We start from the raw sequence: 22,211 nt of genomic DNA on the forward strand, positions 1-22,211 counted from the left end.
CGCCACAAGGGCTATCAATGCACGGATGCACAGTGGAGAGACGGCAATGAACATGCAGGTGCGGCAAGCGTGGTGGCGCGACCTTTCAGTACCGGCCCTCGTTGCCGGCTTCATTACTGTGCTGGTCGGCTTCGCCAGTTCGGCCGTCATCGTGTTCCAGGCTGCACAAGCCGTCGGTGCCAACCAGGCACAGATCGCCTCATGGATGTGGGCACTGGGACTGGGCATGGGTGTCACCTGCATCGGGCTGTCGCTGCGCTATCGCGTGCCGGTGGTGACCGCGTGGTCAACCCCGGGCGCGGCGATGCTGGTGGTCGGTGCAGGCGGTGCCTCGCTCGCTGAAGCCACCGGTGCATTCCTGCTCGCTGCGGTGCTTGGCATGCTGGCAGGCTTCTCCGGCATCTTCGCCCGGTTGATGCAGCGGGTGCCGATGGCGCTGGCCGCCGGCATGCTGGCCGGGGTGCTGCTGCGCTTCGGCCTGGACGTGTTCGTGGCCATGAACACCCAACTGGTACTGGCGCTGGCCATGTTCGCCACCTGGCTGGGCGGACGCCGCCTGTTCCCGCGCTATGCGGTCATCGCCACCCTGCTGGTCGGCATCGCGGTGGCGGCCAGCCGTGGCCTGCTGCACGCACAGCAGGTGCAGCTGCAACTGGCGGTACCGCAATGGGTGACCCCATCCCTGTCCTGGACTGCAGTGGCTGGCATCGCCCTGCCCCTGTTCGTGGTCACCATGGCCTCGCAGAACATTCCGGGCGTGGCGGTGATGCGCGCATCCGGCTACGACGCCCCGGTGTCGCCACTGATCGGCTGGATCGGTGTGGTCAATACGCTGCTGGCACCGTTCGGTGCATACGCACTGAACCTGGCGGCAATCACCGCAGCGATCTGCATGGGCCGGGATGCGCATGAGGACCCGGCACGACGCTATACCGCCGCGATGGCGGCCGGCGCCTTCTACATTGTCGTCGGGCTGTTCGGCGCCACCGTGGCCGCACTGTTCGCGGCGTTCCCGAAAGAGCTGGTGGCCTGCGTGGCCGGTATCGCGCTGTTCGGCACCATCGCCAACAGCCTGGCCAGTGCGCTGGCAGTAGAGCGGGACCGCGAGGCGGCACTGGTCACCTTCCTGGTGACCGCCTCGGGCGTCTCGCTGGCCGGCATCGGCTCGGCGTTCTGGGGCCTGGTGGCCGGTGCGCTGTGCCTGGTAGTACTGCGGCCCCGCCAGGGACGCTGACCTGCCCTATCCCGCCAATGCGGCGCCGACGGTGCTCAGCACCACCGCGATGACGATGGCGATCAGTGTGGCGACCGCGCTGGTGCCGCCGCGCGCGGTCAGCTCGCTGCGCAGCCGTGCGTCATCGCCGCCGGTGACGGCACGGGCCTGGGCGATCAGGCGCTGGCAGTGTGCCAGGTACCAGCTGTTGCCAAAGATGCCGGTGGTGATGCTGAGCGCGAAGGTGATGACCAGTGACAGGCCATCCGGCACATCCAGCAAGGTCTCCACCACACTGATCAGCAGCAGCAGGCCAGCCCACATCGCCGCCAGGCGGTACATCTTGCGGTACATCATCCAGATCAGGCCGAGCAGGAATGCCGGCCAGTGCCAGGTGCCACTGCCCGTGGCGATGCCGCCCTGATCCAGCCGCCAGCGCTGGCGATAGATCGGGAAGTTGCCACCGACCACGCTGGCGTACAAGGCCATCTCGCCCTCCAGCCCGGCAGCCGCAGCCACATCCGGTGCAGCGACCGGCGCACGATAGGGGTCGGACGGATCGCCGACGCTCGGCGCAATGCCCTCAGCCGCAGGCGCTGCGTCGATATCCAGGACCGGAGCCACCTCGACCTGCGTTGAGGCCTGATCCAGCTCCGCCAACGGCCGCCACGAGGGCATGCCCTCGCACCAGAGCAGCGTTCGCGCCGTGACCGTCCCTTCCCGCTGCAGCTGGCGAAGATCGGCCAGATCCACCGGCCCACTGCTCTGCCTGCCATTGGCGTACCACCATTGTGCTTCCTGCATGTTTTCCGTCCTTGCTACTGCATCGACAAACTGAAACCGCTGCCAGCGCCTACAGCGCGGTACTGGCCAGGGTCTGCACCAGTTGATGGCGCTCACCCGGCGCAAGCGTAATCTGCTCCGGGCCTGCGTTGGCCACTTCCAGGCAAACGTAATCGTGCCAGCCATCGCCGACATCGGCCATTTTCGCTGCCGCCTCCGCACCGGGATTCCAGGCCACCAGCGTCTGGCTGCCTTCGCTGCGGATCTCGATCCGCCGCTGCAGTACGGGATCACGCAGCACGTAATGGCCGCCGGCACCGGTATAGATGCGATCGCTGCGACCGGGGTCACGCGGATCGCGCAATGACCACGGTCCCCGTTGCAGGCGCAGCTGCGCATAGTCCTCGTACTTGTCCAGGTACTGCAGGCCGTCAAGGCCCTCGACCTCGACCTGGTTGGCATCGCCCACCCGGAAATAGCTGTGCAGGGCCTGGGTGAAGGTCACCGGCGAGGTTCCGGTGTTTTCGGTGACGAGCTGCTGACGCAGCTGGCGGCCGATGCGCAACTGCATCTGCAGGCGCAGGCCGGGATCGGCGCAGGGTGCAGGTGCCAACTGCAGCTCGACCTCACCGTCATCGCTCTGGCTGGCCTGCAGAAGCTCCCAACGCGCGGTGCGCACCAGGCCATGCGCGGGCACATCATTGTTCTGGCCCTGGCGGCCGAACCACGGCCAGCACACCGGGACGCCACCGCGGATGGGCGTGGGCAGCTCGGCGCGCGTGGGCGAAAGCCACAGTACATCGGGCTGCCCATCGGGAATGAACGACAGCAGCTGTCCGCCGAACACGCTGATGACCGCCGTCGCGCTGGGGGTGCGCACGTGCCAGGCCTCCAGCCCGTGATACAGGCCGCTGCTGATGTCCGGATCCGACTGCATGCGATGACGCTCCTTGAAGACCGCGGCGATGATGTCGCGGTCAGCGTGCCTGGGGCAAGGCCTTCTGCGCAGCGGGTGCGATGGCGGCCGCCTCTTCCTGCAGCGCGCGCAGGATCCGTTGGCCGGCACGCCCATCGGCGTTGGCCCAGCCCAGGCGCTGCTGCTCGGACTGGATCGCGCGACGGGTGGCGGTACCGATCATGCCGTCGGCGGTACCGATGTCGTGGCCACGCGCCAGCAGCAGGGTCTGCAGCTGACGGCGTTCATCGCGGCCGATGCCGGGATCATCGGTCGGCCAAGCGGTGGCCAGCCCGTTGCCGCCACGCAGCTGGTCAGCCAGCGTGGCGATCGCCAGCGCATAGCTTTCGGCGGCGTTGTAGCTGTAGATCGCGTCGTAGTTGCGGAACACCAGCAACGCCGGGCCCTTGTTGCCGGCCGGCAGCAGCAGGGCGGCGCGCGCATCCGCCGGCAGGTTGGCCGGAGCCAGCGCACTGCCATCCAGCGCGGTCAGGCCCTGCGCACGCCAGTCGGCCAGGGCGCGACGCTGGGTACGTCCCGCTTGGCTGGCATTGAAGCCCGGCGGGATGCGGACTTCCATGCCCCACGGCTCGCCACTGCGCCAGCCGGCGCGCTTGAGGTAGTTGGCAGTGGAGGCCAGCGCATCGGGAATGCTGCCGACCAGATCGCGGCGGCCATCGCCATCACCGTCCACGGCGATGCGTGCGTAGGTGCTGGGCATGAACTGCGTATGCCCGAAGGCACCGGCCCAGGAACCGGTGAGGCCCTGTGCCTGCAGGTCGCCGCGATCGATCAGCTTGAGCAGTGCCAGCAATTCACCGCGGAAGAAGGGTTGGCGACGGCCGGCGCAGGACAGCGTGGCCAGTGACTGCAGCAGGGGGCGCTTGCCGAACACGCGGCCGTAGTCGCTCTCCACGCCCCAGACCGCGACGATGGTGGCCGGATCGACGCCGTACTGCACCGACACTCGATCGAGCAGGTCGCGATGCTGCTCCAGCATGGCGCGACCATCAGCCACGCGCTGGCGATCGACCAGCGCGGCCAGGTAGTCCCAGATCGGCGTGGTGAATTCCGGCTGCGCGTCGAGCAGGCCGAGCACACTGGGGTCCGGGGTGAGGCCGGCGGTGATTTCGTTGAAGCGCTCGGCGCTGATGCCCTGGCTGGCGGCCGTGGCCTGCAGGCCCGAAAGGCAGCGGCTGAAGGCCGGATCGACACTGGCATCCGGTGCTGCAGGCAGCGCGGGGGGCGAGGCGAGAGCGGCCGCCAGGCCGAGGGTGGTCAGAATGGGCATGGCGTCCTCCGTGTTGCCGTTGCACGGCCATCTTAGGGGTAGCGGTGCTGCAGAACCTGAAGGGGTACCGGCTGGCCGGCCGCCCTAGATGGCACGCAGCAGGCGCAGGCCGTAGGCGGGACTGTCGGCATTCCAGCGCTGCGTGGCCTGCAGGCCCGCCTGCTGCAGCAGCGCCTCGAAGCTGTCGTCGGTGTACTTGTGGCTGTACTCCACACGGATCGGTTCGTCGGCGGCGAAGTGGAAGGTGCGGCCGTCCAGATGCACATCCTGCGCCCAGCGGCTGACCAGATCGGTTTCGATGCGCAGCCGCGCGGTGCTGTAGCAGGCACGGTGGTGGAAGCCGTCGAGGTCGAAGTCGCTGCCGATCTCGCGATTGAGCCGGGCCAGCAGGTTGAGAGTGAACGCGGCGGTGACGCCCTGCGCGTCGTTGTAGGCCGCTTCGATCAGCGCCGGGTCCTTGTGCAGATCGATGCCGACCAGGGCCAGGCCGTCGCGGCCCATCGTCTGGCGCATCGCCCGCAGCAGTGCGACCGCGTCTTCGCCTTCAAAGTTGCCCAGCGTGGAACCGGGGAAGAACAGCAGCCGTCGCGCGGGTTCGCGCTCGGGCATGGGAACGGCGACGGGGCGGGTGAAGTCGGCACAGACCGGCAGCATCTCCACCTCCGGCAACGCCGGCGCCAGATGATCGATGCTGGACAGCAGCGCGGCCCGCGAGATTTCAATCGGCGTATAGGCCACCGGGTCGTGAAGTGCGGCCAGCAGCAGCGCGGTCTTGCGTCCGCTGCCGCTGCCCAGCTCCACCACGTGCAGACGCGGGCCAACGCTGCGGGCGATGTCCGGCAGCACACGCTTCAGCAGGGCCAGCTCGGTGCGCGTGGGGTAGTACTCGGGGGTCTGCGTGATCTGCTCGAACAGTCGCGAGCCACGCGCATCGTAGAAGTACTTGGACGGCAGCTGGCGCGGCGTACGTGAGAGTCCGGCCACTACGTCGGAGAGGATCTGCTGCCGCCCGGGGGTGAGATCGGTCAATGCCTGCAGCGCGTCATGCACGGTGCTCATGTGAGGTCCCTGGCCAGGCGCAGCCCGGAGAACTGCCAGCGCGCCGGCGGCATGAAGAAGTTGCGGTAGCTGGCACGCACATGGCCGCGGGGTGTCGCGCAGCTGCCGCCACGCAGCACCCACTGCCCGCACATGAACTTGCCGTTGTACTCACCGAGGTTGCCGGCGAAGGGACGGAAGCCCGGATAGGCGCCATACGCGCTGTGGGTCCACTCCCAGACATCGCCGAACAGCTGCCGTATTCCACTGCCCTGCGCTGCCTGCGGGTGCAGCCGGTCGTCGTCAGCGAAATGGCCGCGCAGCGGCTGCAACGCAGCGGCGGCTTCCCATTCGTACTCGCTGGGCAGGCGCGCGCCGGACCAGCGGGCGCAGGCATCGGCCTCGTAGTAGCTGAGGTGGCAGACCGGCGCGTGCGGATCCAGTTCGCGCCAACCGCCCAGGGTGTACTCGCGCTGCAGGGCGTCATCCCAGTACAGCGGGTGCTGCCAGCCCTCGGCTTCGCGCAGCGCCCAGCCTTCGCTGAGCCACCAGCGCGGTTCGCGGTAGCCGCCGGCGTCGATGAAGGCCCGGTACTCGGCATTGCTGACGGGACGCTCGGCCAATGCGTGCGCGGGGAGCAGCACGCGGTGCGCTGGCGATTCGTTGTCGTAGGCGAACGCAGCCTGCTGCGGCCATGCCGCGGCGCCGACGGTGACGATGCGCTCGGGTGATTCGATCCAGCCCTGCGCACTGGCAGCGCTGGTGGCAGGCTGCAGGTCCTCGCGGTAGGCGGGCTGCAATGGGTTGCACCAGAACGCATGCTTGATGTCGGTGAGCAGCAGTTCCTGGTGCTGCTGCTCGTGCTGCAGGCCCAGCTGCAGATGTTGCAGTGCCTGTTCATCGAGATCGCCCGCCGCCAACCGCGATTGCACCTGCGCATCGACCTGCTGGCGGTAGTCGCGCACCTGCTGCAGCGACGGGCGCGACAGCAACCCGCGCTGTGGCCGCGCATGCGCCGGGCCGATGCTCTTGTAGTAGCTGTTGAACAGGTAGTCCCAGGCCGGGTCATGCGCTGGCGCGGTGCCGAAGCCCGCCAGCACGAAGCGTTCGAAGAACCAGGTGGTGTGGGCCAGGTGCCATTTGCTCGGGCTGGCGTCAGCCATGCTCTGCAGCATGGCGTCCTCGGCGCTGAGCGGCGCGGCCAGCTGCAGGCTGCGCGTCCGTACATGGGCGAACTGGCGGGCGAGATCGTGCTGCGGGGCAGCGACGGCGGCGGGTACGCTGTCCATGTGGGCAGCATCGGCGCTGGACGGTGAGTGCGATGTCATGGTTCGGCGTCACTTCGTTCACATGGATGAGCCTGCCGCATTCAAGAAGCCACCACGAACGCCGCTAACGGCAATGCTGCGGCCGCGTCGTCACCGCGCTGGAATTCCTGCTTGCCCCTGCATCCGCTCCGCCAGCCTGCGCATTACCTGTTCGTGCTGCCTGCCGTGCTGGTTGCCGTGGTGGTGTGGACCGCATTGGATACCGCAGACGTGGCCAGCCCGGCGCAGCGCATCCTGCCCTGGCTGCTGGCCTGCCTCGGTGCCGGCCTGGCCCTGCTCTACCACCAGGTGCGCACGTTGTGCCTGCTGATGGTTGTGGCGGTGATGTTCGCGCTGCTGCACCAGGACGTCGCTGGCTACCTGCGCAATGGCCATGTCACCACGCTGACACCGCTGCGCTTCCACGCCATCTCGGCCTGGTTGCCGCTGTTGTCTGCCGGCCTTGCGTTGTGGCCGGAGCGCGGACGGCGGCGCCAGGACCTGCTGCTGCGCGGTATTGCCATCGGCACCGCGGTGATGATCTTCCTGCTGCTAGCCACACAGCAGCCGCGCGGCATGCACGATCTGCTGTCGAACCGTCACTGGGCCTGGATTCCCGCCGACTGGAACGCGCTGGCGCAGCTGCCGGCGCTGCTGTTCCTGCTGGCGACCGCAGCGTTGGGCTGGCAGGCGTGGCGGCATCCTCGGCCACTGCACACGGCGATGCTGCTGGCCCTGCTGTGCCTGTGGTGGATGCTGCCGCGGATCTTCCTGCACCCGGTACTGCTGCCGGCGCTGAGCAGCGCCGCCCTGCTGCTGATGCTGGGCGCGATGCTGCAGGAGTCCTTCCACATGGCCTTCCGCGATGAGTTGACCGGCCTGCCGGGGCGACGGGCATTCAACGAGACCCTGCAGCGGGCACGCGGCACCTACAGCATCGCGATGGTGGACGTGGACCACTTCAAGTCATTCAACGACACCCATGGCCACGACACCGGAGACGATGTACTGCGCCTGGTGGCCTCGCGGCTGGCGCGGGTGGGCGACGGTGGCCGTGCGTTCCGCTATGGCGGTGAGGAATTCGCGGTGGTGTTCCTGGACCGCTCGGCGGCGGCCTGCATGGATGCCGTGGAGGCGCTGCGGCAGAGCATCGAGGAGACCCGCATGCAGCTGCGCGACCGCAGCACCCGCAGCCGTGATGACGAAGCCGGCCGCCAGCAGCGCGGACGCGGTGGCAGCGGCCAGGTGGCACAGGTGACGGTGAGCATCGGCCTGGCCGACAGCCATGTGGATCCGCGCCCGATGGCAGTGGTCAAGGCCGCCGACCAGGCCCTGTATGTGGCCAAGGACGGCGGCCGCAACCAGGTGCGCGCGCACGGCGGCCAGCGCGTGCTGGCCGTGCGTGGCGGCTGAGGCTCAGACCGCGTCGAGGTAGTACCAGCGGCCGTCGATGCGCTGGAAGCGGCTGTGTTCGGTCATCTTGACCGCACTGCCGCCGCCGACGCGATAGCGCGCGGTGAAGCGGACATCGGCGCTGTCAGCCCCGGTGACGGTGTGCTCGTGTACGGTCAGGCCCAGCCAATGGGTACGCTGGCCGGGTGCTTCATCCAGTGACAGTTCGGCCGGACGCGTGTCCGGATGCCAGCTCTGGCGCAGGTAGTCGGCCAGACCGCGCACGTAGGCGCTGTAGCGCGAACGCATCAGGCGTTCGGCATCGGGCGCGGCTTCACCGGCGTGGAAACGGCCGCAGCAGGCGGCATAGTCGGCAGAAAGGCCACAGGGACAGGGATCGGCGGGTTTTCGGCTCATGCCGGCATTGTCGCCGGGTTGCAGGGATTGATCCACGCGCGGCACGGGCCAGCTGAAGCAGGACAGGCGTATGCTGTCGCGCCCCCACCTTGATTGATCGCCGTGCTGGAACTGGTTCCCCCTGAGTTGTGGTGGCTGGTGGTGATCGCCTTCATCGCCGGTCTTGTGGATGCCGCCGTGGGTGGCGGTGGCCTGGTGCAGCTGCCCGGCCTGTTCACGGTGCTGCCGCAGCAGACGCCGGCGATGCTGTTCGGTACCAACAAGTTCAGTTCGATGTTCGGCACCGGTGCGGCTGCCTGGCGCTATGCGCGCAACGTGCGCTTCCCGTGGAAGCCGGTGCTGTTCGCGGCCGGCACCGCCTTCATCTTCTCCTTCGCCGGGGCCACTGCGGTGAGCCTGCTGCCCAAGGACGCGGTGCGCCCACTGGTGCTGGTGCTGCTGATCGCGATGCTGGCCTACACGTTGTGGAAAAAGGACTTCGGCGCGCTGCACCGGCCGCAGGAGATCGGCCGCCGCGAGCTGGTGATCGCGCTGGCGATCGGTGCAGCGATCGGCTTCTACGATGGCTTCTTCGGGCCGGGCACCGGCAGCTTCCTGATCTTCCTGTTCGTGCGCTTCTTCGGCCTGGATTTCCTGCGCGCCTCGGCGGCGTCGAAGGTGGTGAACCTGGCGACGAATGTTGCAGCGATCTCGTTCTTCGTGCCGACCGGCAACATCCTGTGGCTGTTCGCGCTGCCGATGGCGGCGGCCAACATCATCGGTTCGGTGGTGGGCACGCGGCTGGCGCTGAAGGGCGGTACGCCGTTCATCCGCAAGCTGTTCGTGGGGCTGGTGGTGGTGCTGATCGCGCGGATGGCGTGGGATACGTTGCGCGGAGCGTGATCCACCGCGTCGCTGGCGCCTGACTCCCATGTGGGCGATCGGATGAGGGGGCATGGCAGGACACGCCGTGAACCCGTCCATGGGGGCTCGTGAGCGCCATCCATGGCGCTCGCGGTCCTGCCATGCCCCCTCACCCAACCGCTACCCGGCCTCTGCGCGAGCGCGGAAGCTGGGAGCAAGGGCAAGAGCAGAGCGACTTCCGGTAGGTGCCAACCTTGGTTGGCACACGGTTTCCGAGCGCGAAGAGCAGCCGAGCATGGCTCGGCTCTACAGGTCGCTGGACCGAGGCGGTCAGGCCTCGGCTTCTTCCGGTTCGTTGGCCTGCTGGCGGCTGCGCTCGGGCAGCTTCAGGCGCTTGCCTTCTTCGTCGTACTCGATCAGCAGCACGCCGGAGTCGTGGCGGCCGCTGATTTCGACGAAGCAGGCGCCACCGATGAACGGCTCCAGCGTCATCACCGACTTCAGCGGGGTGGCGACCACCATCTGGAAGCCGAAGTTGTCGAAGATGTTCATCGCCAGCGCGGTGAACTCGTTGTCGGCCTTGTCGAAGGCTTCGTCAAGCACGACCGCGGCGTAGCTGGGCAGCTGGCTGTCAGCGCCGCCGAGCTGGTAGCGCAGCGCTGCCGCCAGGCAGGTGGTAGCCAGCTTCTGGCGCTGGCCGCCGGACTTGCCGGCACCGCTGCGGTAGATCTCGACCTGCTGGCGCGTTTCCGCATCCAGCTCGACGCCGATGAACTCCACGTGCATGCGCACGTCCAGCACCAGTTCGCGCCAGCGCTTGTCTTCGCCTTCCTGTGAACCCAGGCGGTTGACCAGCTGGCGCAGCACGGTGAACTGCGATTCGGCCAGCTCGCGCTGCTCGGTCTGCTGCTGCGACAGCACCTCGCGCAGCTGCAGGTGGAACTCGCCGACTTCGGGCAGGCGGCGGTCGCTCAGTTCAATGGTCAGCAGCGTGCCACGGTTGAACGGCACCTGTTCCAGACTGGCGTTCACCTCGTCCAGGCGCTGGCCGATCGACTTGCGGGCCTCGGCGCTGTGGCGCTGCAGGGCCAGCAGGTTGTTCTTGCTCTGGTTCTGCAGCAGGTCGAAGAAGCGCTCTTCGTGCTGCGGCAGGCCATCGCGCTCCAGGCGTTCGAGGCGGGCGAGGAAGTCCTCGGCCGAGGCCACCGAGACGGTGAAGTCGCCCGATTCCTCCGGCCACTGCTGGATGAAGCGACGGAAGCAGCCGATCAGCTGGTTCTCGATGCGGTTGAGGTCCTGCTGCGAGGACGACAGCTGCTCGTTCAGCGCGTTGCTGACCTGGCGCATGTGCGCTTCCAGCGTTTCGAGGCTGAGCGGGCCCTGCTCCTGCAGGCGCTCGGCGAGGCCGGCTTCCTGCTCCTGGGCCAGGCTCGGCAGCACCAGCGCACGGCTCTGCTGGCGGGCGCGGTCGAGGCGATCGCGCTCCTTGACCAGCTGGCCGCGCTCGACGCGGACGTCCTCATAGGTGCGGCGGGATTGTTCGATGTCGGCGCGCACGGCGTCGATCTGCTTGGCCAGCTTGGCGAGGTCGGCATTGCCTTCGCGCAGGTCCCGCAGGGTGGCTTCGATATCGCTCAGGCGCTGCTGCGGGGCAGCGATGTCGATCTCGTTCCAGCTGATGCTGACCAGCTCGTGGCAGGCCAGGCGGCGTTCGTTGTCGCGGTCGCGCTGGCCGCGCAGGCGTGCGATGTCGGTCTCGCAGCTGGCGATGCGCTTGGCCAGTTCCTGCGCCTCGCGCTCGAAGGCGCCCACCTTGTCGTGGTTGTTGAAGCCGAGGATCCAGCGGCGGCGGTCGCCCACCGCACTGCGGTCGTCCTTCTCGAAACGGTCGCCCGGATGCTTGACCTGGCCTTCGCGGGTGATGCCGCGGTCGACGTTGCGCAGCTGTTTGGCATCCACGCACTCGTAGTCGAAGCGCTTGCCGAGCTCGCGCCGCAGCCAGCTTTCGAACACATGCTCGCGCAGCTCCAGCTTGTGCAGCAGCGACTTCGCCGACGGCTCACGGGCGAACGCATCATCGTTGCGGCGCACGCGGTAGTAGGTGAAGCGCATGCCCAGGTGGGTACGGTTCACCCACTCGGCGACGTCGTTGTAATGCTTGTCGTCGACCAGCAGCGACAGCGCGAAGCCACCCAGCACGCGCTCGATGGCACCCTGCCAGCCCTGCTCTTCCGAGCGGACCTGGATCAGTTCGCCGACGAACGGCAGCGCCGCTTCGGCAATGCCGGTTTCCTCGGCCAGGCGTGCGCGCAGCTTCTGCATCGGCGCCGGAATGTTGGACGGCGTGCGCTGCATCGCTTCGAGTTCGACGCGCACTTCACCGAAGCGGCGCTCGTCATCGCGCTTGCCGCCGAGGCGATCGCTGATCGCATCGTCCAGTGCCGCCGAGGCACGCTGGCGGTCCTGCAGTTCGTTCTGTGCGCGCTCGACCAGCTCGGCGAAACCATGTGCATCGTCGGGCAGTTCGGCCTGCAGCTGCTGTGCCGCCTCCTGGGCCTGGTCACGCTTGGCCTTGCGGCGGTCGCGCTCGGCTTCGGCGCGGCCCTGCTCGCGCTCCAGTTCCTCGATACGCTCACCGCCCTGCTGGCGGCGCTGCAGTTCCAGTTCAGCCAGGCGCTCGGTGTGGTTGTCGAGCGCGGCGCGGCGCTGGGCCTCTTCGCCGAGCAGGCCACGGTCACGCACGTCCATCTCGCGCAGGCGCGCTTCGATCAGCGCCTGGCGGCGGCTTTCGCGGAAGCTGTCGACGCCGAGCTTCAGCGCTTCGTCGTCGCCGCGCTGGCGGTGCATTTCCTTCAGGTCGTTGTAGTAGGCGCGTGCCGGCAGCAGGGTTTCCACCTGGCGGCGCGCGGTGACCACGGCCTGGTGCGCGCCATCGAGCTCGGCGAAGTCGCTGACCAGGCGCTCGGCGGCGTCGAAGGTCTTCGGCGTGTCGAGCATGAAGTCGCGCAGGAAGACGTTGAGGTCGCCCAGGTTCTTCGCCGACTGCGTCTTGTGCAGCAGGCGCAGCGCCATTTCGTTGTCGATACCGAGCAGGTCGCGGAAGCGCTCGGCGTAGCCGGAGAAGGTGTCGAAGTGGTGCAGGTCGGACAGCTTCTGCTTGAGCTTGCGCAGGTCCAGGTCGAAGCCGCCAAGATCCTTGGCGATGTCGAACGGGCGCTCGGCAATCATGTAGTGCTTGCGCACGTCGCCGGCCGAGGTGCCGTTGCTGGAGATCCACAGCAGGCGCACCAGGCTGACCACGCGGCCATCGCCGGCGCGGTATTCCAGCACCAGCGCGGTCCAGGTGGCGCCCTTGCGCAGGTACTGGGTGGCGATTTCGCCGGTGCCGCTGTCCTGCTGGTCAGCCCAGGCGCCACGCACGTAGGACACCAGGTTGCGGTCGCGGCCACTGCGCTCGGCTTCACGCGCGGCGGCGTTGAAGTCGACGATGGCCGGCGGCGTCAGCAGCGCGGACATGGCATCGAGCAGGGTCGACTTGCCCGAGCCGGAACGGCCGACGAACAGGAAGCCGCGCTCGGCGATCGGCACTTCGGTCAGGCCGTTGAAGGTGCCCCAGTTGTGCACCTGCAGGCGGCGCATGCGGAACTGCTGCAGGCGCGGGTCCGGCAGGCCTTCGTTGAACAGGGCGGGAGTGTGCTTGGAGATAGCCATGCGATGGTCGGGTCTCTCAGGCCTCGGCGGCCGGGGTTTCACGCAGCTGGCGGTAGACCGCCGAGAGCTGGGACACGTCTTCGGCGGAGAACAGCAGCTTCAGCGCCGGCGAGACTTCGTGGCGGTCTTCCTGGCCGCTGAGGCGGGTCAGGATGTGGTTGTCCTTCATCTTCTGCACCGCCGAGGCGACGCGGCGGTTGAAGCCGGCGCGGTCGGTGGACAGGTTCTTCTCGTAGATGGCCAGTGCTTCGGCCATCTCGGCATCGGCGACGACCGCGCGGTTGCCGCGCGCATCGGCCTCGGCCAGCTGCTGGCGCAGGTACAGCAGCAGCACCGAGTCGATGAAGGTCAGCGGCGAGGTGCGCAGCAGCACCGGCGCGTCGACGTCTTCGGTATCGGCCTGGCGGGTGAACGCCACGCCGCTGTCGCGGTCGAGCACCAGTTCCAGGAACAGGTCCGCCAGCGACGAGCGGATGGCCGCCTCGCTGCGGATCAGTGCCGGCCACAGCTTGGCGTGGCGCAGCTGGTCGATGCTGGGGCCGATCAGCAGCTGGCACAGCGCGCGGCGCGCATCCAGCGGCAGGCGCCCGGTATCGCCGAGGTAGTACACGTCGTTGCCACGGCGGGGCTGCGCCACGGCCGCCACCGGCTCGGCTTCGTAGGCGTCTTCCGCCACGTCGGCCTGCGCTGCGTCGATGGGATCTTCATGCCAGCTCATGGCGTCTCTCCTGGGTAAACCAAACCAGCGGGATGCGGGCGCGACGGATCTGGCCGTCGCCACCACGCCATTCGGCAAGCTCCTGCTCGCCGGCGACCACGTTGCCGAAGCGCGTGCCCAGCGACAGATAGCCGATGACGCTGCCAAGACCCTGCGGCGCCTCGCGCTGCGACAGGGCCTGGGCGATGCTGAGCCGCGGCTGTGCATCGAGCAGGTCGTGCAGGTCGCGGCGCAGGGTGCGGAAGTCGATTTCGGATGAAGCGACCAGATCGCCGACGCTCTCCAGGCTGATCGCGGCCGCGTCGTTGTATTCGACGTTGCCATCGACCTGGGCACTGCGTGGATCGTGCAGCCTCCACTGCGACCAGGAGCGCAGGCGGCTGGTGGTCAGCTGCAGGTCACGGCCGATGCCGCGTTGCGCGGGGAACTCGTCGCGCAGGGCCAGTGCTTCGGACTGCGCCTGCTTCAGCAGCTGGTTGAGGCGGCGCTGTTCCAGGTAGCCACGGCTCTGCACGAAGCCACGCAGGCTGCGCGCGAAGTTCTGCAGCACATCGTGTACCTGGCCACCGCGCTCGAGCATGGTGCTGGTGAAGCCACGCAGGAAGTTGCGCTCGTTGCGATCCAGGCGGCGCGCAAAGCCACGCGCCAGCACCGCTTCCAGCGCAGCATCAAGCTGTGCGCTCTGTTCGGCGTCGTTGAGCAGGCGCCAGAACGCCTGGAAGCTGCGGCCGGCATCGCTCTCGCCGATCACATCCACGCCTTCGAACAGCTGCGACAGCACATCGCCGCGCTCGCCCTCGTCGTCGATGATGCGTTCGCGGAAATCGCGGTTGAGCTGCTCGAAGTCGTCGCGCACGCGGCGGAAGTCCTCGGTCAGCTCGTCGGCCAGGCCGATGATCTGGCGCGCACGCTCCAGCGCGCGCTTGCCATCCAGCGCGATCACGCGGCCAGCGCCGACGCGGGCGATCTCGGCGTCGATGCGGTCGCGCTCGTCGCGCAGCGCCGACAGGCGCGCATCCGGATCGGACTCGGTCTGCGCGGCCAGCTGCGAGAGCTGTTCGATGACCAGCGCCAGCCGGCTTTCGGTGGCGGCCACGCGGGCCTGCTCGAGGCCATCGGCGAAGCGGATCGCCTGCAGTGCCGCGGTCGACAGCTCGTACTGCTCCTGGTCGGCACCTTCGGGCAGGCGGCGCTCCAACCAGCCCTGGGCCAGCCAGTGCGCGATGTAAGCCTGCGCGGTACGCGGCAGGTCGCGCGACAGTTCGTCGCCGTTGAGCTGGTCCAGCGCACGTTGCAGGCGCTCGTTGAGCACCGACGACGACAGCGTGCGCTCGCCGTCCATCAGCAGCCCCTGCAGCAGGCCGATGATTTCCGGAGCGTGGTCGGCGGCGAGCAGCTTCCACTGGGGCTGTTCGCGCAGATGGCGGTAACGGGAGATGCGTTCGCGATGCTTCATGCAGCGAAAGAGGTCTGTTGGGCTGACAGGGACGAGCCGCCACGCACGGCTGCCGCGCGGGCAGCCGTGGGCATGCCGGCCCGCAGCGGCCGGCGGGGTGCGGGCAAGCGGCTCAGCGCTTGCCGCCCACTTCGATGAAGCGCAGGAACTCGGCGCGGGTACGCGCGTCGTCGCGGAAGCTGCCCAGCATCTTCGAGGTGACCATGCTGACGCCGCGCTTGTGGATGCCGCGGGTGGTCATGCATTCGTGGGCGCCTTCGACGACCACGCCGACACCGATCGGCTGCAGCACATCCTGGATGCACTGGGCGATCTGCGCGGTCATCTTCTCCTGCACCTGGAAACGGCGGGCGTAGGCTTCGACGACGCGGGCCAGCTTGCTGATGCCCACCACCTTGCCGGCCGGCAGGTAGCCGACGTGCACGCGGCCGATGATCGGCGCCATGTGGTGTTCGCAGTGGCTTTCGTACTCGATGTCACGCAGGACGATCAGTTCGTCATAGCCGGCCACTTCCTCGAAGGTCCGCTCCATGTAGGCGCGCGGGTCGTCGCGGTAGCCGCTGAACCAGTCGCCATAGGCTTCGGCGACACGGCGGGGGGTATCCAGCAGGCCTTCACGGGACGGGTCCTCACCGGCCCAGCGCAGCAGGGTGCGCACGGCATCCTCGGCCTGGTCCTGGGTCACGTCGCCCTGCGGGGCGGCCTTTTCGTTGTTCTTGCTCATTGCGTACAGCGTCCCGAACGGGGGGCGAGCATCGTACCCGACCGGGGGGTGGGTCGTCCTGTTGGGACGGTTCATCGGGGGGTTCTTCCAGCGCGTGCTTGCTATCGGTCTGGAGGGGGAGAGGGGGCTGCGCAGGACACGCCGTAAACCCGTCCCTGGGGGCTCGATGGCGCCATCCATGGCGCCAACGGTCCTGCGCAGCCCCCTCTCCCCCTCCCTGACGGTTTCCTGCGGGCGCGGCCGGACCGCCCGAAAGCGGGGTCAAAAGCTGGGGTTCATGGCTTCGGAAACGGCTCGCGCCGCTGCCCTTGTGGGTGCGGACCGTTGGTCCGCACTGCTTCTGCCCTTGTCTTTAAAGAGCCAACCCACCGCGCCCGCGGGGTGATGGGCGGGCAGCGGGGGTCGGGCGGGGCAGGACCGTCCGCGGCATGGGTCCGAGGCATGCCTCGGGCGGGTTGGGCAGGACGCCCAACGCCGGTCTTGCCGTGTGCGCAGGACGCGCACACGAGCAAGCCGCGGCCGAGCCCCCAAGGATGGGTTCACGGCGTGTCCTGCACCGTCCGGCGCCCGCTGCCCCACCCGACACCATGCAGGCGCAACGCTTTCCTCACTACACCCCGCCCATTCAGAAAAACCTATTGATAGGAATGAAATTAGTAGTATCCTATCTATCTCTTATGGACCGACCCCTCGACGAGCGCACCGTGCTGCAGATGCAGCTCAGCTCCGGCCTGCTGTACGCAGGGCGGCAGTGGCAGCGCCTGGCCGACAGCCGGCTCGGCAGCTACGGCATCTCCACCGCCTGCACCATGCCGCTGCTGATGATCGGCCGCTCCGGCGGTGGCATCCGCCAGGTGGCGCTGGCCCAGCAGTTGGGCATGGAGGGGCCTTCCCTGGTGCGCCTGCTGGACAAGCTGTGCGCCAGCGACCTGGTCCGCCGCGAGAGCGATGCCAGCGACCGCCGCGCCAACCTGCTGTGGTTGACCGACGCGGGTCACGCGCTGGTCAGCGAGCTGGAAGACCAGTTGATCGGCCTGCGCCAGGACGTGTTCGGCGAGCTTTCCATGGATGAACTGCACGCCGTGCTGAAGGCATGGCGCCTGCTGGCCGAGGCCGCCGACCGCATCACGTAAGACCGCTGCCCCCGAATACCGCCGCTGCCGTGCACACGCCAGCGGCTTTTGCCCGTTGCTGTTGTTTCGTTGTTCCTCCCCTCCCCCACCTCGTCCCCGCCCCTACCGATGCCCGGTGAATTCAGTCTCCACGGAGTGTTCGTCCCGACCCTGCTCGGGTTGATGTTGTTGGCCTATCTGGTCAACAGCGGCCTGCACGCGCTGCTGCAGCGTGCCGGCGCCTATCGCCATGTATGGCACCCGGCGCTGTTCAACCTGGCGCTGTACGGAATCGTGCTGGGCCTGCTGTTCCACCTCCTGCGTTGGATGCAATCGTGAACAAGATCGTGAAGAAGACCCTGCCGGTGCTGCTCACCAGCGCAGCCGTGATCGTCGCCCTGCTGGTGCTGCGCCAGCTGTGGGTCTATTACATGGATGAGCCGTGGACCCGCGATGCCCATGTCGGCGCCGACGTGGTGCAGGTGGCGCCGGACGTATCCGGACTGGTGGAAACGGTGCAGGTGGCCGACAACCAGGCGGTGAAGAAGGGCGACCTGCTGTTCGTGGTCGACCGTGCCCGTTACCGCATCGCGCTGGAGCAGGCCAAGGCCAGCCTGGGCGAGCGCCAGGCCTCGGTGGCACAGCTGCGCCGCGAGATCGGCCGTGACCGCAGCCTGCAGGACCTGGTCGCCGCCGAGGACGCCGAAGTGCGCCGCGCCAAGCTGCAGGCCGCACAGGCCGCGCTGGCCACCGCACAGGCGGCGGTCGACCTGGCCGAGCTCAACCTGGGGCGCACCGAGGTGCGCGCACCGGCCGATGGCCGGGTCAACGACCGCACCATGCGCGTGGGCGACTACGTGGTGGCCGGCAAGCCGGTGCTGGCGCTGCTGGATACCGGCTCGTTCCGCATCGATGGCTATTTCGAGGAAACCCGCCTGCGTGGCGTGGCCCCGGGACAAGCCGTGGACATCCGCCTGATGGGCGAATCGACCCCGCTGCGTGGCCATGTCGAAAGCATCGCCGCCGGCATCGAGGACCGTTACCGCAGCAATGGCAGCACCCTGCTGCCGAACGTGACCCCGGCCTTCGACTGGGTGCGCCTGGCCCAGCGCATCCCGGTGCGCATCGCCATCGACGAGGTGCCCAAGGGCGTTGAGCTGATTGCCGGTCGTACTGCCACGGTAACCGTGCAGACCAGCAGCACGAAGCACGCAGACAAGGCCGGCACCGCGCCGACACAGGCGGGCCTGTGAACGCCGCCCTGCCCCGTCTCGGCCTGATCGTCGCGCTGGCCAGCCTGGCCGCGTGCAGGACCGTCGGCCCGGACTATGCATTGCCGGAAGGCTCGGCGTTCAAGCGCCCGCAGGCCAATGCGGCCTTCATCGATACGCAGAACCCGCAGATCGCCGCCAACCAGGCGCTGCCCGACCGCTGGTGGTCGCTGTACAACGACCCGGTGCTGGATGGGCTGATCACCCAGGCGCTGCGTGACAACGTGGAACTGAAGGCCGCCGACGCGCACCTGCGCCGTGCGGCGGCGGTGTACGAACAGGCGCTGGACGCCGGTGGCTTCGAGTACGAGGCCGAGGCCGGGGTCAGCCGCGCGCAGCTGTCGGCCGAGTCGTTCCTGCAGGAGCACGAGCTGCCGGTGATCAACCTGGCCGATGGCAAGTTCGCGGTCAGCTACCAGTTCGACCTGTTCGGCAAGCTCAAGCGCGGCGCCGAAGCGGCGCGTGCCGACGAGCAGTCGGTCGCTGCGGCGCGCGACCTGGCCCAGGTCAGCGTGGTCGCGCAGGTGGCCGACAGCTACCTGGAAATCTGCCACGCCAACCACGAACTGCACGTGGCCGAGCATTCGCTGCAGCTGCAGCAGCGCAGCCGCACGGTCACCGAGCGCCTGATCGCGGCCGGCCGTGGCACGCCGCCGGAACTGGCCCGCGCCAATGCGCAGGTGGCGCTGCTGGAAGCTGCACTCCCGCCGCTGCAGGCGCAGCGCTCGGCCGCCGCCTATTCGCTGGCCGCGCTGCTGGGGCAGACCCCGGGCCAGCTGCCGGCCGGTGTGATCGACTGTGCACATGCCCCCAGCCTGGCGCAGCCGCTGCCGGTCGGTGATGGCCGTGCGCTGCTGCAGCGCCGCCCGGACGTGCGCCAGGCCGAGCGCAAGCTGGCCTCGGCCACGGCGCGGATTGGTGTCGCCACCGCCGAGCTGTACCCGGACATCCGCCTGGGTGCCTCGCTCGGTGCCGCCGGCCTGCTGGAGGACTTCGGTACGCCGATGACCCAGCAGTGGTCGATCGGCCCGCTGATCTCGTGGACGTTGCCGTCGTCCGGCACCCACGCACGCATCCACGCCGCCGAAGCCGGTGCCGATGCGGCCCTGGCCGAGTTCGACCACACCGTGCTGCAGGCGCTGCGCGAGACCCAGACCGCGTTGGACCGCTATGCGCAGGACCTGCGGCGGCTGCAGTCGCTGCGCATCGCGCAGGAGCAGGCCGCACTGGCCGCCGAGCAGAACCGCCGGCTGTACCAGGGCGGCCGCACGCCGTACCTGTCCAGCCTGGATGCCGACCGCAGCCTGGCCACCAGCGATGCCACCCTGGCCGCCGCCGAAGCGCAGGTCTCGCGCGACCAGATCCACCTGTTCCTGGTGCTGGGTGGTGGCTGGCAGGCCAGCGCCGCCGCGCCCAACGCCTCGACCGCAGCGAAGTAAGCCATGAACGCGCTGACCGACCGCCAGGCCTGGCTGTTCTCGATCAAGACCTACCTGGCCGCGGTGGCCGCGCTGTACATCGCCATGGCCGGCAACCTGTCGCGCCCGTACTGGGCGATGGGCACGGTGTACATCGTCAGCCAGCCGCTGCTGGGCCCAACCCGGGCCAAGGGCGTGTACCGCATCGTCGGCACCCTGGTGGCCGGCCTGGCCACCCTGCTGGTGCTGCCGGCGCTGGTGGAAACGCCGCTGCTGCTGAGCGCGGCGATGTCGATCTGGCTGGCCGGCTGCCTGTTCATGGCCCTGCTCAACCGCGGCCCGCGCGGCTACGCGTTCCTGCTGGCCGGTTACACGACGGCCTTCATCGGCTTCCCGGCGGTGACCTCGCCGGAAACCATCTTCGACACGGTGGTGGCACGCAGCGAGGAGATCATCCTTGGCACGGTGGTGGCGGTGCTGTTCGCGTCGCTGCTGTTCCCGGCCTCGGTACGTCCGATGCTGCGCGCGCGCATCGGCAACTGGATGGAGGACGCCGCGCAGTGGTGCCGGCAGATCCTTGAACGTGGCCGCGCGCATGCGCCGCGCAACCGGCTGGCCGCCGACCTGGTGCAGTTCGAGGCGCTGATCGAGTTCCTGCGCCGCGATGATCCACGCCACGCCGGTTCGGCGGTGTCGATGGAGCGCCTGCGCGAGCGCATGCTGCTGCTGTTGCCGGTGCTGTCCTCGATTGCCGACCGCCTGAGTGCGCTGCGCAGCGACGGACAGGCCCTGCCGGAAGGGCTGCCGGCACTGGTCGACGATATCCACGACTGGCTGGACGGGCCGACCAACGCCAGCGAGTACGCCCGCCTGCGCGCGCGCATCAGCGCACTGAAGCCGCAGGTGGACCGCGACCTGCAGCACCTGCAGCTGGCCAGCCTGCTGCTGCGCCTGGAGGAACTGGTGGACCTGTGGCAGGACTGCCGCACGCTGCAGCACGCGATCGACCACGGCACCGCGCCGCTGGACCGCGCGCACTATCGCATCCGCACCGAACGCGTGGCCGCCGACAAGCACGTCGACTACGGCATGGCGCTGTTCTCCGCGCTCAGTGCCGGCGTGGCGCTGATGAGCTATTGCGTGCTGTGGATCGCGCTGGGTTGGGAAGGTGGTGGCAACGGCGCGATGATGGCCGCGGTGACCGCTGCATTCTTCGCTGCACAGGACGACCCGGCACCGAGCATGGTGTCGTTCCTGGTGTGGGCGATGGTCGCCTCGGTGGTGGCTGGTGTGTACCTGTTCGGCGTGTTCCCGGCGGTGCACGACTTCGGCCTGCTGGCGCTGGTGCTGGCAGTGGTGTTCCTGCCGCTGGGCTTGATGCTGCACCACCCCAAGAGCGCGCTGTTCGCGTTGCCGTTGACGGTGAACCTGGCCGCGCTGCTGAGCCTGCAGAACACCTACAGCGCCAACATCCAGACCTTCCTCAACTCGTCGATTGCGATGTTCATCGGCATTGGCTTTGCGGTGGTGATGACCCGCCTGTTCCGCTCGGTGGGTGCCGAGTGGACCGCACGCCGGCTGGTGCGGCAGGGCTGGACGACGCTGGCCGAAGCCGCCGAAGGGCGCGGCCAGCAGGACCGCCAGCGCTTCGCCGCACGCATGCTCGACCTGCTGGGCCTGCTCGCACCGCGCCTGGCAGCGACGCCCGAGGGCAGCGACATCGCCTCGGTGGACATGCTCAACGAAGCGCGCATCGGCCTGAACATCCTGCAGCTGCGTCGCGCACGGCTGGAACTGCCCGAGCGCAGCCGCGAAGCGGTCGAGCACATCCTGGAAGAAATCGCCGTGCATTACCGCCGTCAGATCGCCGCGCGCAAACCGATTGTGGCGGCCGAAGCGCTGCGCGAGCGGCTGGATACCTCGCTGGGCCGGGTCGGCAGCGTGGCCGCCTGCAAGGCGCGCGACGAGGCGCTGATGGGCTTGATCGGCCTGCGCTTCGCGCTGTTCCCGGAGGCGAAGGCGTTGGCGCCGGGGCTGGCGGATGCCAACACTGCATCGGCCTGATAATGAGCACTAGCGCCGGGCGACGCCCGGCAGCCTTTCACCACGCCCGCAGGACGGTTCAATGAGTTACGACATGATGGTGTTCGAGGCCAGCACCGCTCCACGTGAGGCGGCGGCCTTCATCGCCTGGTTCGAGAAGCAGACGCAGTGGAACGAACGCCACGAGTACGACGACCCGGCGGTCAGCAGTCCCGCGTTGCAGGCGTGGTTCGCGGAGATGGCACAGGAATTTCCGCCAATGAACGGGCCGTTGAGCAATGACGACGATGATCGTGCTGAGGTGACCGAGTACAGCATCGGTAGTCAGGTGATCTACGGCGCGTTCGCCTATTCGGTGGCCGAACGTGCGCACGGCCGCGTGCAGGACCTGGCCGAGAAGCACGGTGTGGGCTTCTTCGACGTGAGCGCTGATGAAGCGGCCATCGTGTTCCCGGATGGGTTGGTACTGATCGCTGAATGACGCTGGGTCGGATCCCTCCCGGAGGGAGGGCTCTGACC

19 protein-coding genes are annotated in these 22,211 nt (G+C 68.4%); 9 read left to right on the forward strand and 10 right to left on the reverse strand.

Annotation, left to right across the window (positions count from 1 at the left end):
- The first annotated feature begins 46 nt into the window (after positions 1 to 46).
- The gene (locus V3B48_RS15515; protein ID WP_049421023.1) at positions 47 to 1,234 is read left to right on the forward strand and encodes a benzoate/H(+) symporter BenE family transporter; all 1,188 of its coding nucleotides are present in this window, start codon (positions 47 to 49) and stop codon (positions 1,232 to 1,234) included.
- A gap of 6 nt (positions 1,235 to 1,240) precedes the next feature.
- Here the strand turns inward: V3B48_RS15515 and V3B48_RS15520 are convergent, their stop codons facing one another.
- The 5 genes from V3B48_RS15520 to egtB form a co-directional block, all read right to left on the reverse strand.
- A complete protein-coding gene (locus V3B48_RS15520) occupies positions 1,241 to 2,017 on the reverse strand; it encodes a DUF2628 domain-containing protein (protein ID WP_329894035.1) in 777 nt (258 codons plus the stop codon).
- 49 nt (positions 2,018 to 2,066) lie between these two features.
- A complete protein-coding gene (locus V3B48_RS15525; protein ID WP_329894036.1) occupies positions 2,067 to 2,933 on the reverse strand; it encodes a D-hexose-6-phosphate mutarotase in 867 nt (288 codons plus the stop codon).
- Between the two features lie 40 nt (positions 2,934 to 2,973).
- The gene (locus V3B48_RS15530) at positions 2,974 to 4,242 is read right to left on the reverse strand and encodes a lytic murein transglycosylase (RefSeq protein ID WP_329894037.1); all 1,269 of its coding nucleotides are present in this window, start codon (positions 4,240 to 4,242) and stop codon (positions 2,974 to 2,976) included.
- Between the two features lie 84 nt (positions 4,243 to 4,326).
- Complete coding sequence (gene egtD, locus V3B48_RS15535; RefSeq protein ID WP_032130221.1) at positions 4,327 to 5,301, reverse strand: L-histidine N(alpha)-methyltransferase; 975 nt, start codon at positions 5,299 to 5,301, stop codon at positions 4,327 to 4,329.
- Positions 5,298 to 6,569, reverse strand: a complete 1,272-nt coding sequence (gene egtB, locus V3B48_RS15540) for an ergothioneine biosynthesis protein EgtB (RefSeq protein ID WP_329894038.1) — start codon at positions 6,567 to 6,569, stop codon at positions 5,298 to 5,300. Before egtB ends, egtD begins: the two co-directional genes overlap by 4 nt.
- 150 nt (positions 6,570 to 6,719) lie before the next feature.
- Here egtB and V3B48_RS15545 point away from each other — a divergent pair, with 150 nt between their 5' ends.
- Entirely contained in the window at positions 6,720 to 8,000 is a 1,281-nt protein-coding gene (locus V3B48_RS15545) for a GGDEF domain-containing protein (protein WP_329894039.1), read from the forward strand.
- A 3-nt stretch (positions 8,001 to 8,003) separates the two neighbouring features.
- Here V3B48_RS15545 and V3B48_RS15550 read toward each other — a convergent pair whose 3' ends face one another.
- The gene (locus V3B48_RS15550; RefSeq protein ID WP_329894040.1) at positions 8,004 to 8,396 is read right to left on the reverse strand and encodes a YchJ family protein; all 393 of its coding nucleotides are present in this window, start codon (positions 8,394 to 8,396) and stop codon (positions 8,004 to 8,006) included.
- 102 nt (positions 8,397 to 8,498) lie between these two features.
- Between V3B48_RS15550 and V3B48_RS15555 the strand changes: the two genes are divergently transcribed.
- Positions 8,499 to 9,278, forward strand: a complete 780-nt coding sequence (locus tag V3B48_RS15555) for a TSUP family transporter (protein WP_032130226.1) — start codon at positions 8,499 to 8,501, stop codon at positions 9,276 to 9,278.
- Positions 9,279 to 9,569: 291 nt separating this feature from the next.
- Here the strand turns inward: V3B48_RS15555 and V3B48_RS15560 are convergent, their stop codons facing one another.
- The 4 genes from V3B48_RS15560 to folE all read right to left on the reverse strand — a co-directional run bounded on the left by V3B48_RS15560 (position 9,570) and on the right by folE (position 15,848).
- A complete protein-coding gene (locus V3B48_RS15560; protein WP_329894041.1) occupies positions 9,570 to 12,950 on the reverse strand; it encodes an SbcC/MukB-like Walker B domain-containing protein in 3,381 nt (1,126 codons plus the stop codon).
- A 16-nt stretch (positions 12,951 to 12,966) separates the two neighbouring features.
- The gene (locus V3B48_RS15565) at positions 12,967 to 13,668 is read right to left on the reverse strand and encodes a DUF4194 domain-containing protein (RefSeq protein WP_005411692.1); all 702 of its coding nucleotides are present in this window, start codon (positions 13,666 to 13,668) and stop codon (positions 12,967 to 12,969) included.
- Entirely contained in the window at positions 13,655 to 15,124 is a 1,470-nt protein-coding gene (locus V3B48_RS15570; protein ID WP_121504949.1) for a DUF3375 domain-containing protein, read from the reverse strand. Before V3B48_RS15570 ends, V3B48_RS15565 begins: the two co-directional genes overlap by 14 nt.
- 112 nt (positions 15,125 to 15,236) lie before the next feature.
- Positions 15,237 to 15,848 carry a GTP cyclohydrolase I FolE gene (gene folE, locus V3B48_RS15575; protein ID WP_004141296.1) on the reverse strand — a complete coding sequence of 204 codons (612 nt, stop codon included), beginning with the start codon at positions 15,846 to 15,848 and terminating at the stop codon, positions 15,237 to 15,239.
- A gap of 677 nt (positions 15,849 to 16,525) precedes the next feature.
- Between folE and V3B48_RS15580 the strand changes: the two genes are divergently transcribed.
- The 6 genes from V3B48_RS15580 to V3B48_RS15605 all read left to right on the forward strand — a co-directional run bounded on the left by V3B48_RS15580 (position 16,526) and on the right by V3B48_RS15605 (position 22,173).
- Positions 16,526 to 16,981, forward strand: a complete 456-nt coding sequence (locus tag V3B48_RS15580) for a MarR family transcriptional regulator (protein WP_012481667.1) — start codon at positions 16,526 to 16,528, stop codon at positions 16,979 to 16,981.
- Between the two features lie 108 nt (positions 16,982 to 17,089).
- A complete protein-coding gene (locus tag V3B48_RS15585) occupies positions 17,090 to 17,299 on the forward strand; it encodes a DUF1656 domain-containing protein (protein WP_010487502.1) in 210 nt (69 codons plus the stop codon).
- Positions 17,296 to 18,213 carry an HlyD family secretion protein gene (locus tag V3B48_RS15590; RefSeq protein WP_329894042.1) on the forward strand — a complete coding sequence of 306 codons (918 nt, stop codon included), beginning with the start codon at positions 17,296 to 17,298 and terminating at the stop codon, positions 18,211 to 18,213. The genes V3B48_RS15585 and V3B48_RS15590 overlap by 4 nt, the downstream gene beginning before the upstream one ends.
- Positions 18,210 to 19,670, forward strand: coding sequence for an efflux transporter outer membrane subunit (locus V3B48_RS15595; RefSeq protein WP_032130524.1), 1,461 nt, complete (start codon positions 18,210 to 18,212; stop codon positions 19,668 to 19,670). Before V3B48_RS15590 ends, V3B48_RS15595 begins: the two co-directional genes overlap by 4 nt.
- 3 nt (positions 19,671 to 19,673) lie before the next feature.
- The gene (locus V3B48_RS15600; protein ID WP_329894043.1) at positions 19,674 to 21,713 is read left to right on the forward strand and encodes an FUSC family protein; all 2,040 of its coding nucleotides are present in this window, start codon (positions 19,674 to 19,676) and stop codon (positions 21,711 to 21,713) included.
- Between the two features lie 61 nt (positions 21,714 to 21,774).
- Positions 21,775 to 22,173, forward strand: a complete 399-nt coding sequence (locus V3B48_RS15605; RefSeq protein WP_049400355.1) for a hypothetical protein — start codon at positions 21,775 to 21,777, stop codon at positions 22,171 to 22,173.
- Positions 22,174 to 22,211 lie beyond the last annotated feature (38 nt).

The organism is Stenotrophomonas sp. SMYL20, assembly GCF_036320045.1.
GTDB classification, from domain to species: domain Bacteria; phylum Pseudomonadota; class Gammaproteobacteria; order Xanthomonadales; family Xanthomonadaceae; genus Stenotrophomonas; species Stenotrophomonas maltophilia_A.

Excerpts from the sequence above, each read along its gene's own strand:
- V3B48_RS15515 (WP_049421023.1), top strand. The coding sequence starts at position 47 with ATGAACATGCAGGTGCGGCAAGCGTGGTGGCGCGACCTTTCAGTACCG.
- V3B48_RS15520 (WP_329894035.1), bottom strand. The coding sequence starts at position 2,017 with ATGCAGGAAGCACAATGGTGGTACGCCAATGGCAGGCAGAGCAGTGGG.
- V3B48_RS15525 (WP_329894036.1), bottom strand. The coding sequence starts at position 2,933 with ATGCAGTCGGATCCGGACATCAGCAGCGGCCTGTATCACGGGCTGGAG.
- V3B48_RS15530 (WP_329894037.1), bottom strand. The coding sequence starts at position 4,242 with ATGCCCATTCTGACCACCCTCGGCCTGGCGGCCGCTCTCGCCTCGCCC.
- egtD (WP_032130221.1), bottom strand. The coding sequence starts at position 5,301 with ATGAGCACCGTGCATGACGCGCTGCAGGCATTGACCGATCTCACCCCC.
- egtB (WP_329894038.1), bottom strand. The coding sequence starts at position 6,569 with ATGGACAGCGTACCCGCCGCCGTCGCTGCCCCGCAGCACGATCTCGCC.
- V3B48_RS15550 (WP_329894040.1), bottom strand. The coding sequence starts at position 8,396 with ATGAGCCGAAAACCCGCCGATCCCTGTCCCTGTGGCCTTTCTGCCGAC.
- V3B48_RS15560 (WP_329894041.1), bottom strand. The coding sequence starts at position 12,950 with ATGGCTATCTCCAAGCACACTCCCGCCCTGTTCAACGAAGGCCTGCCG.
- V3B48_RS15565 (WP_005411692.1), bottom strand. The coding sequence starts at position 13,668 with ATGAGCTGGCATGAAGATCCCATCGACGCAGCGCAGGCCGACGTGGCG.
- V3B48_RS15570 (WP_121504949.1), bottom strand. The coding sequence starts at position 15,124 with ATGAAGCATCGCGAACGCATCTCCCGTTACCGCCATCTGCGCGAACAG.
- folE (WP_004141296.1), bottom strand. The coding sequence starts at position 15,848 with ATGAGCAAGAACAACGAAAAGGCCGCCCCGCAGGGCGACGTGACCCAG.
- V3B48_RS15580 (WP_012481667.1), top strand. The coding sequence starts at position 16,526 with ATGGACCGACCCCTCGACGAGCGCACCGTGCTGCAGATGCAGCTCAGC.
- V3B48_RS15585 (WP_010487502.1), top strand. The coding sequence starts at position 17,090 with ATGCCCGGTGAATTCAGTCTCCACGGAGTGTTCGTCCCGACCCTGCTC.
- V3B48_RS15600 (WP_329894043.1), top strand. The coding sequence starts at position 19,674 with ATGAACGCGCTGACCGACCGCCAGGCCTGGCTGTTCTCGATCAAGACC.
- V3B48_RS15605 (WP_049400355.1), top strand. The coding sequence starts at position 21,775 with ATGAGTTACGACATGATGGTGTTCGAGGCCAGCACCGCTCCACGTGAG.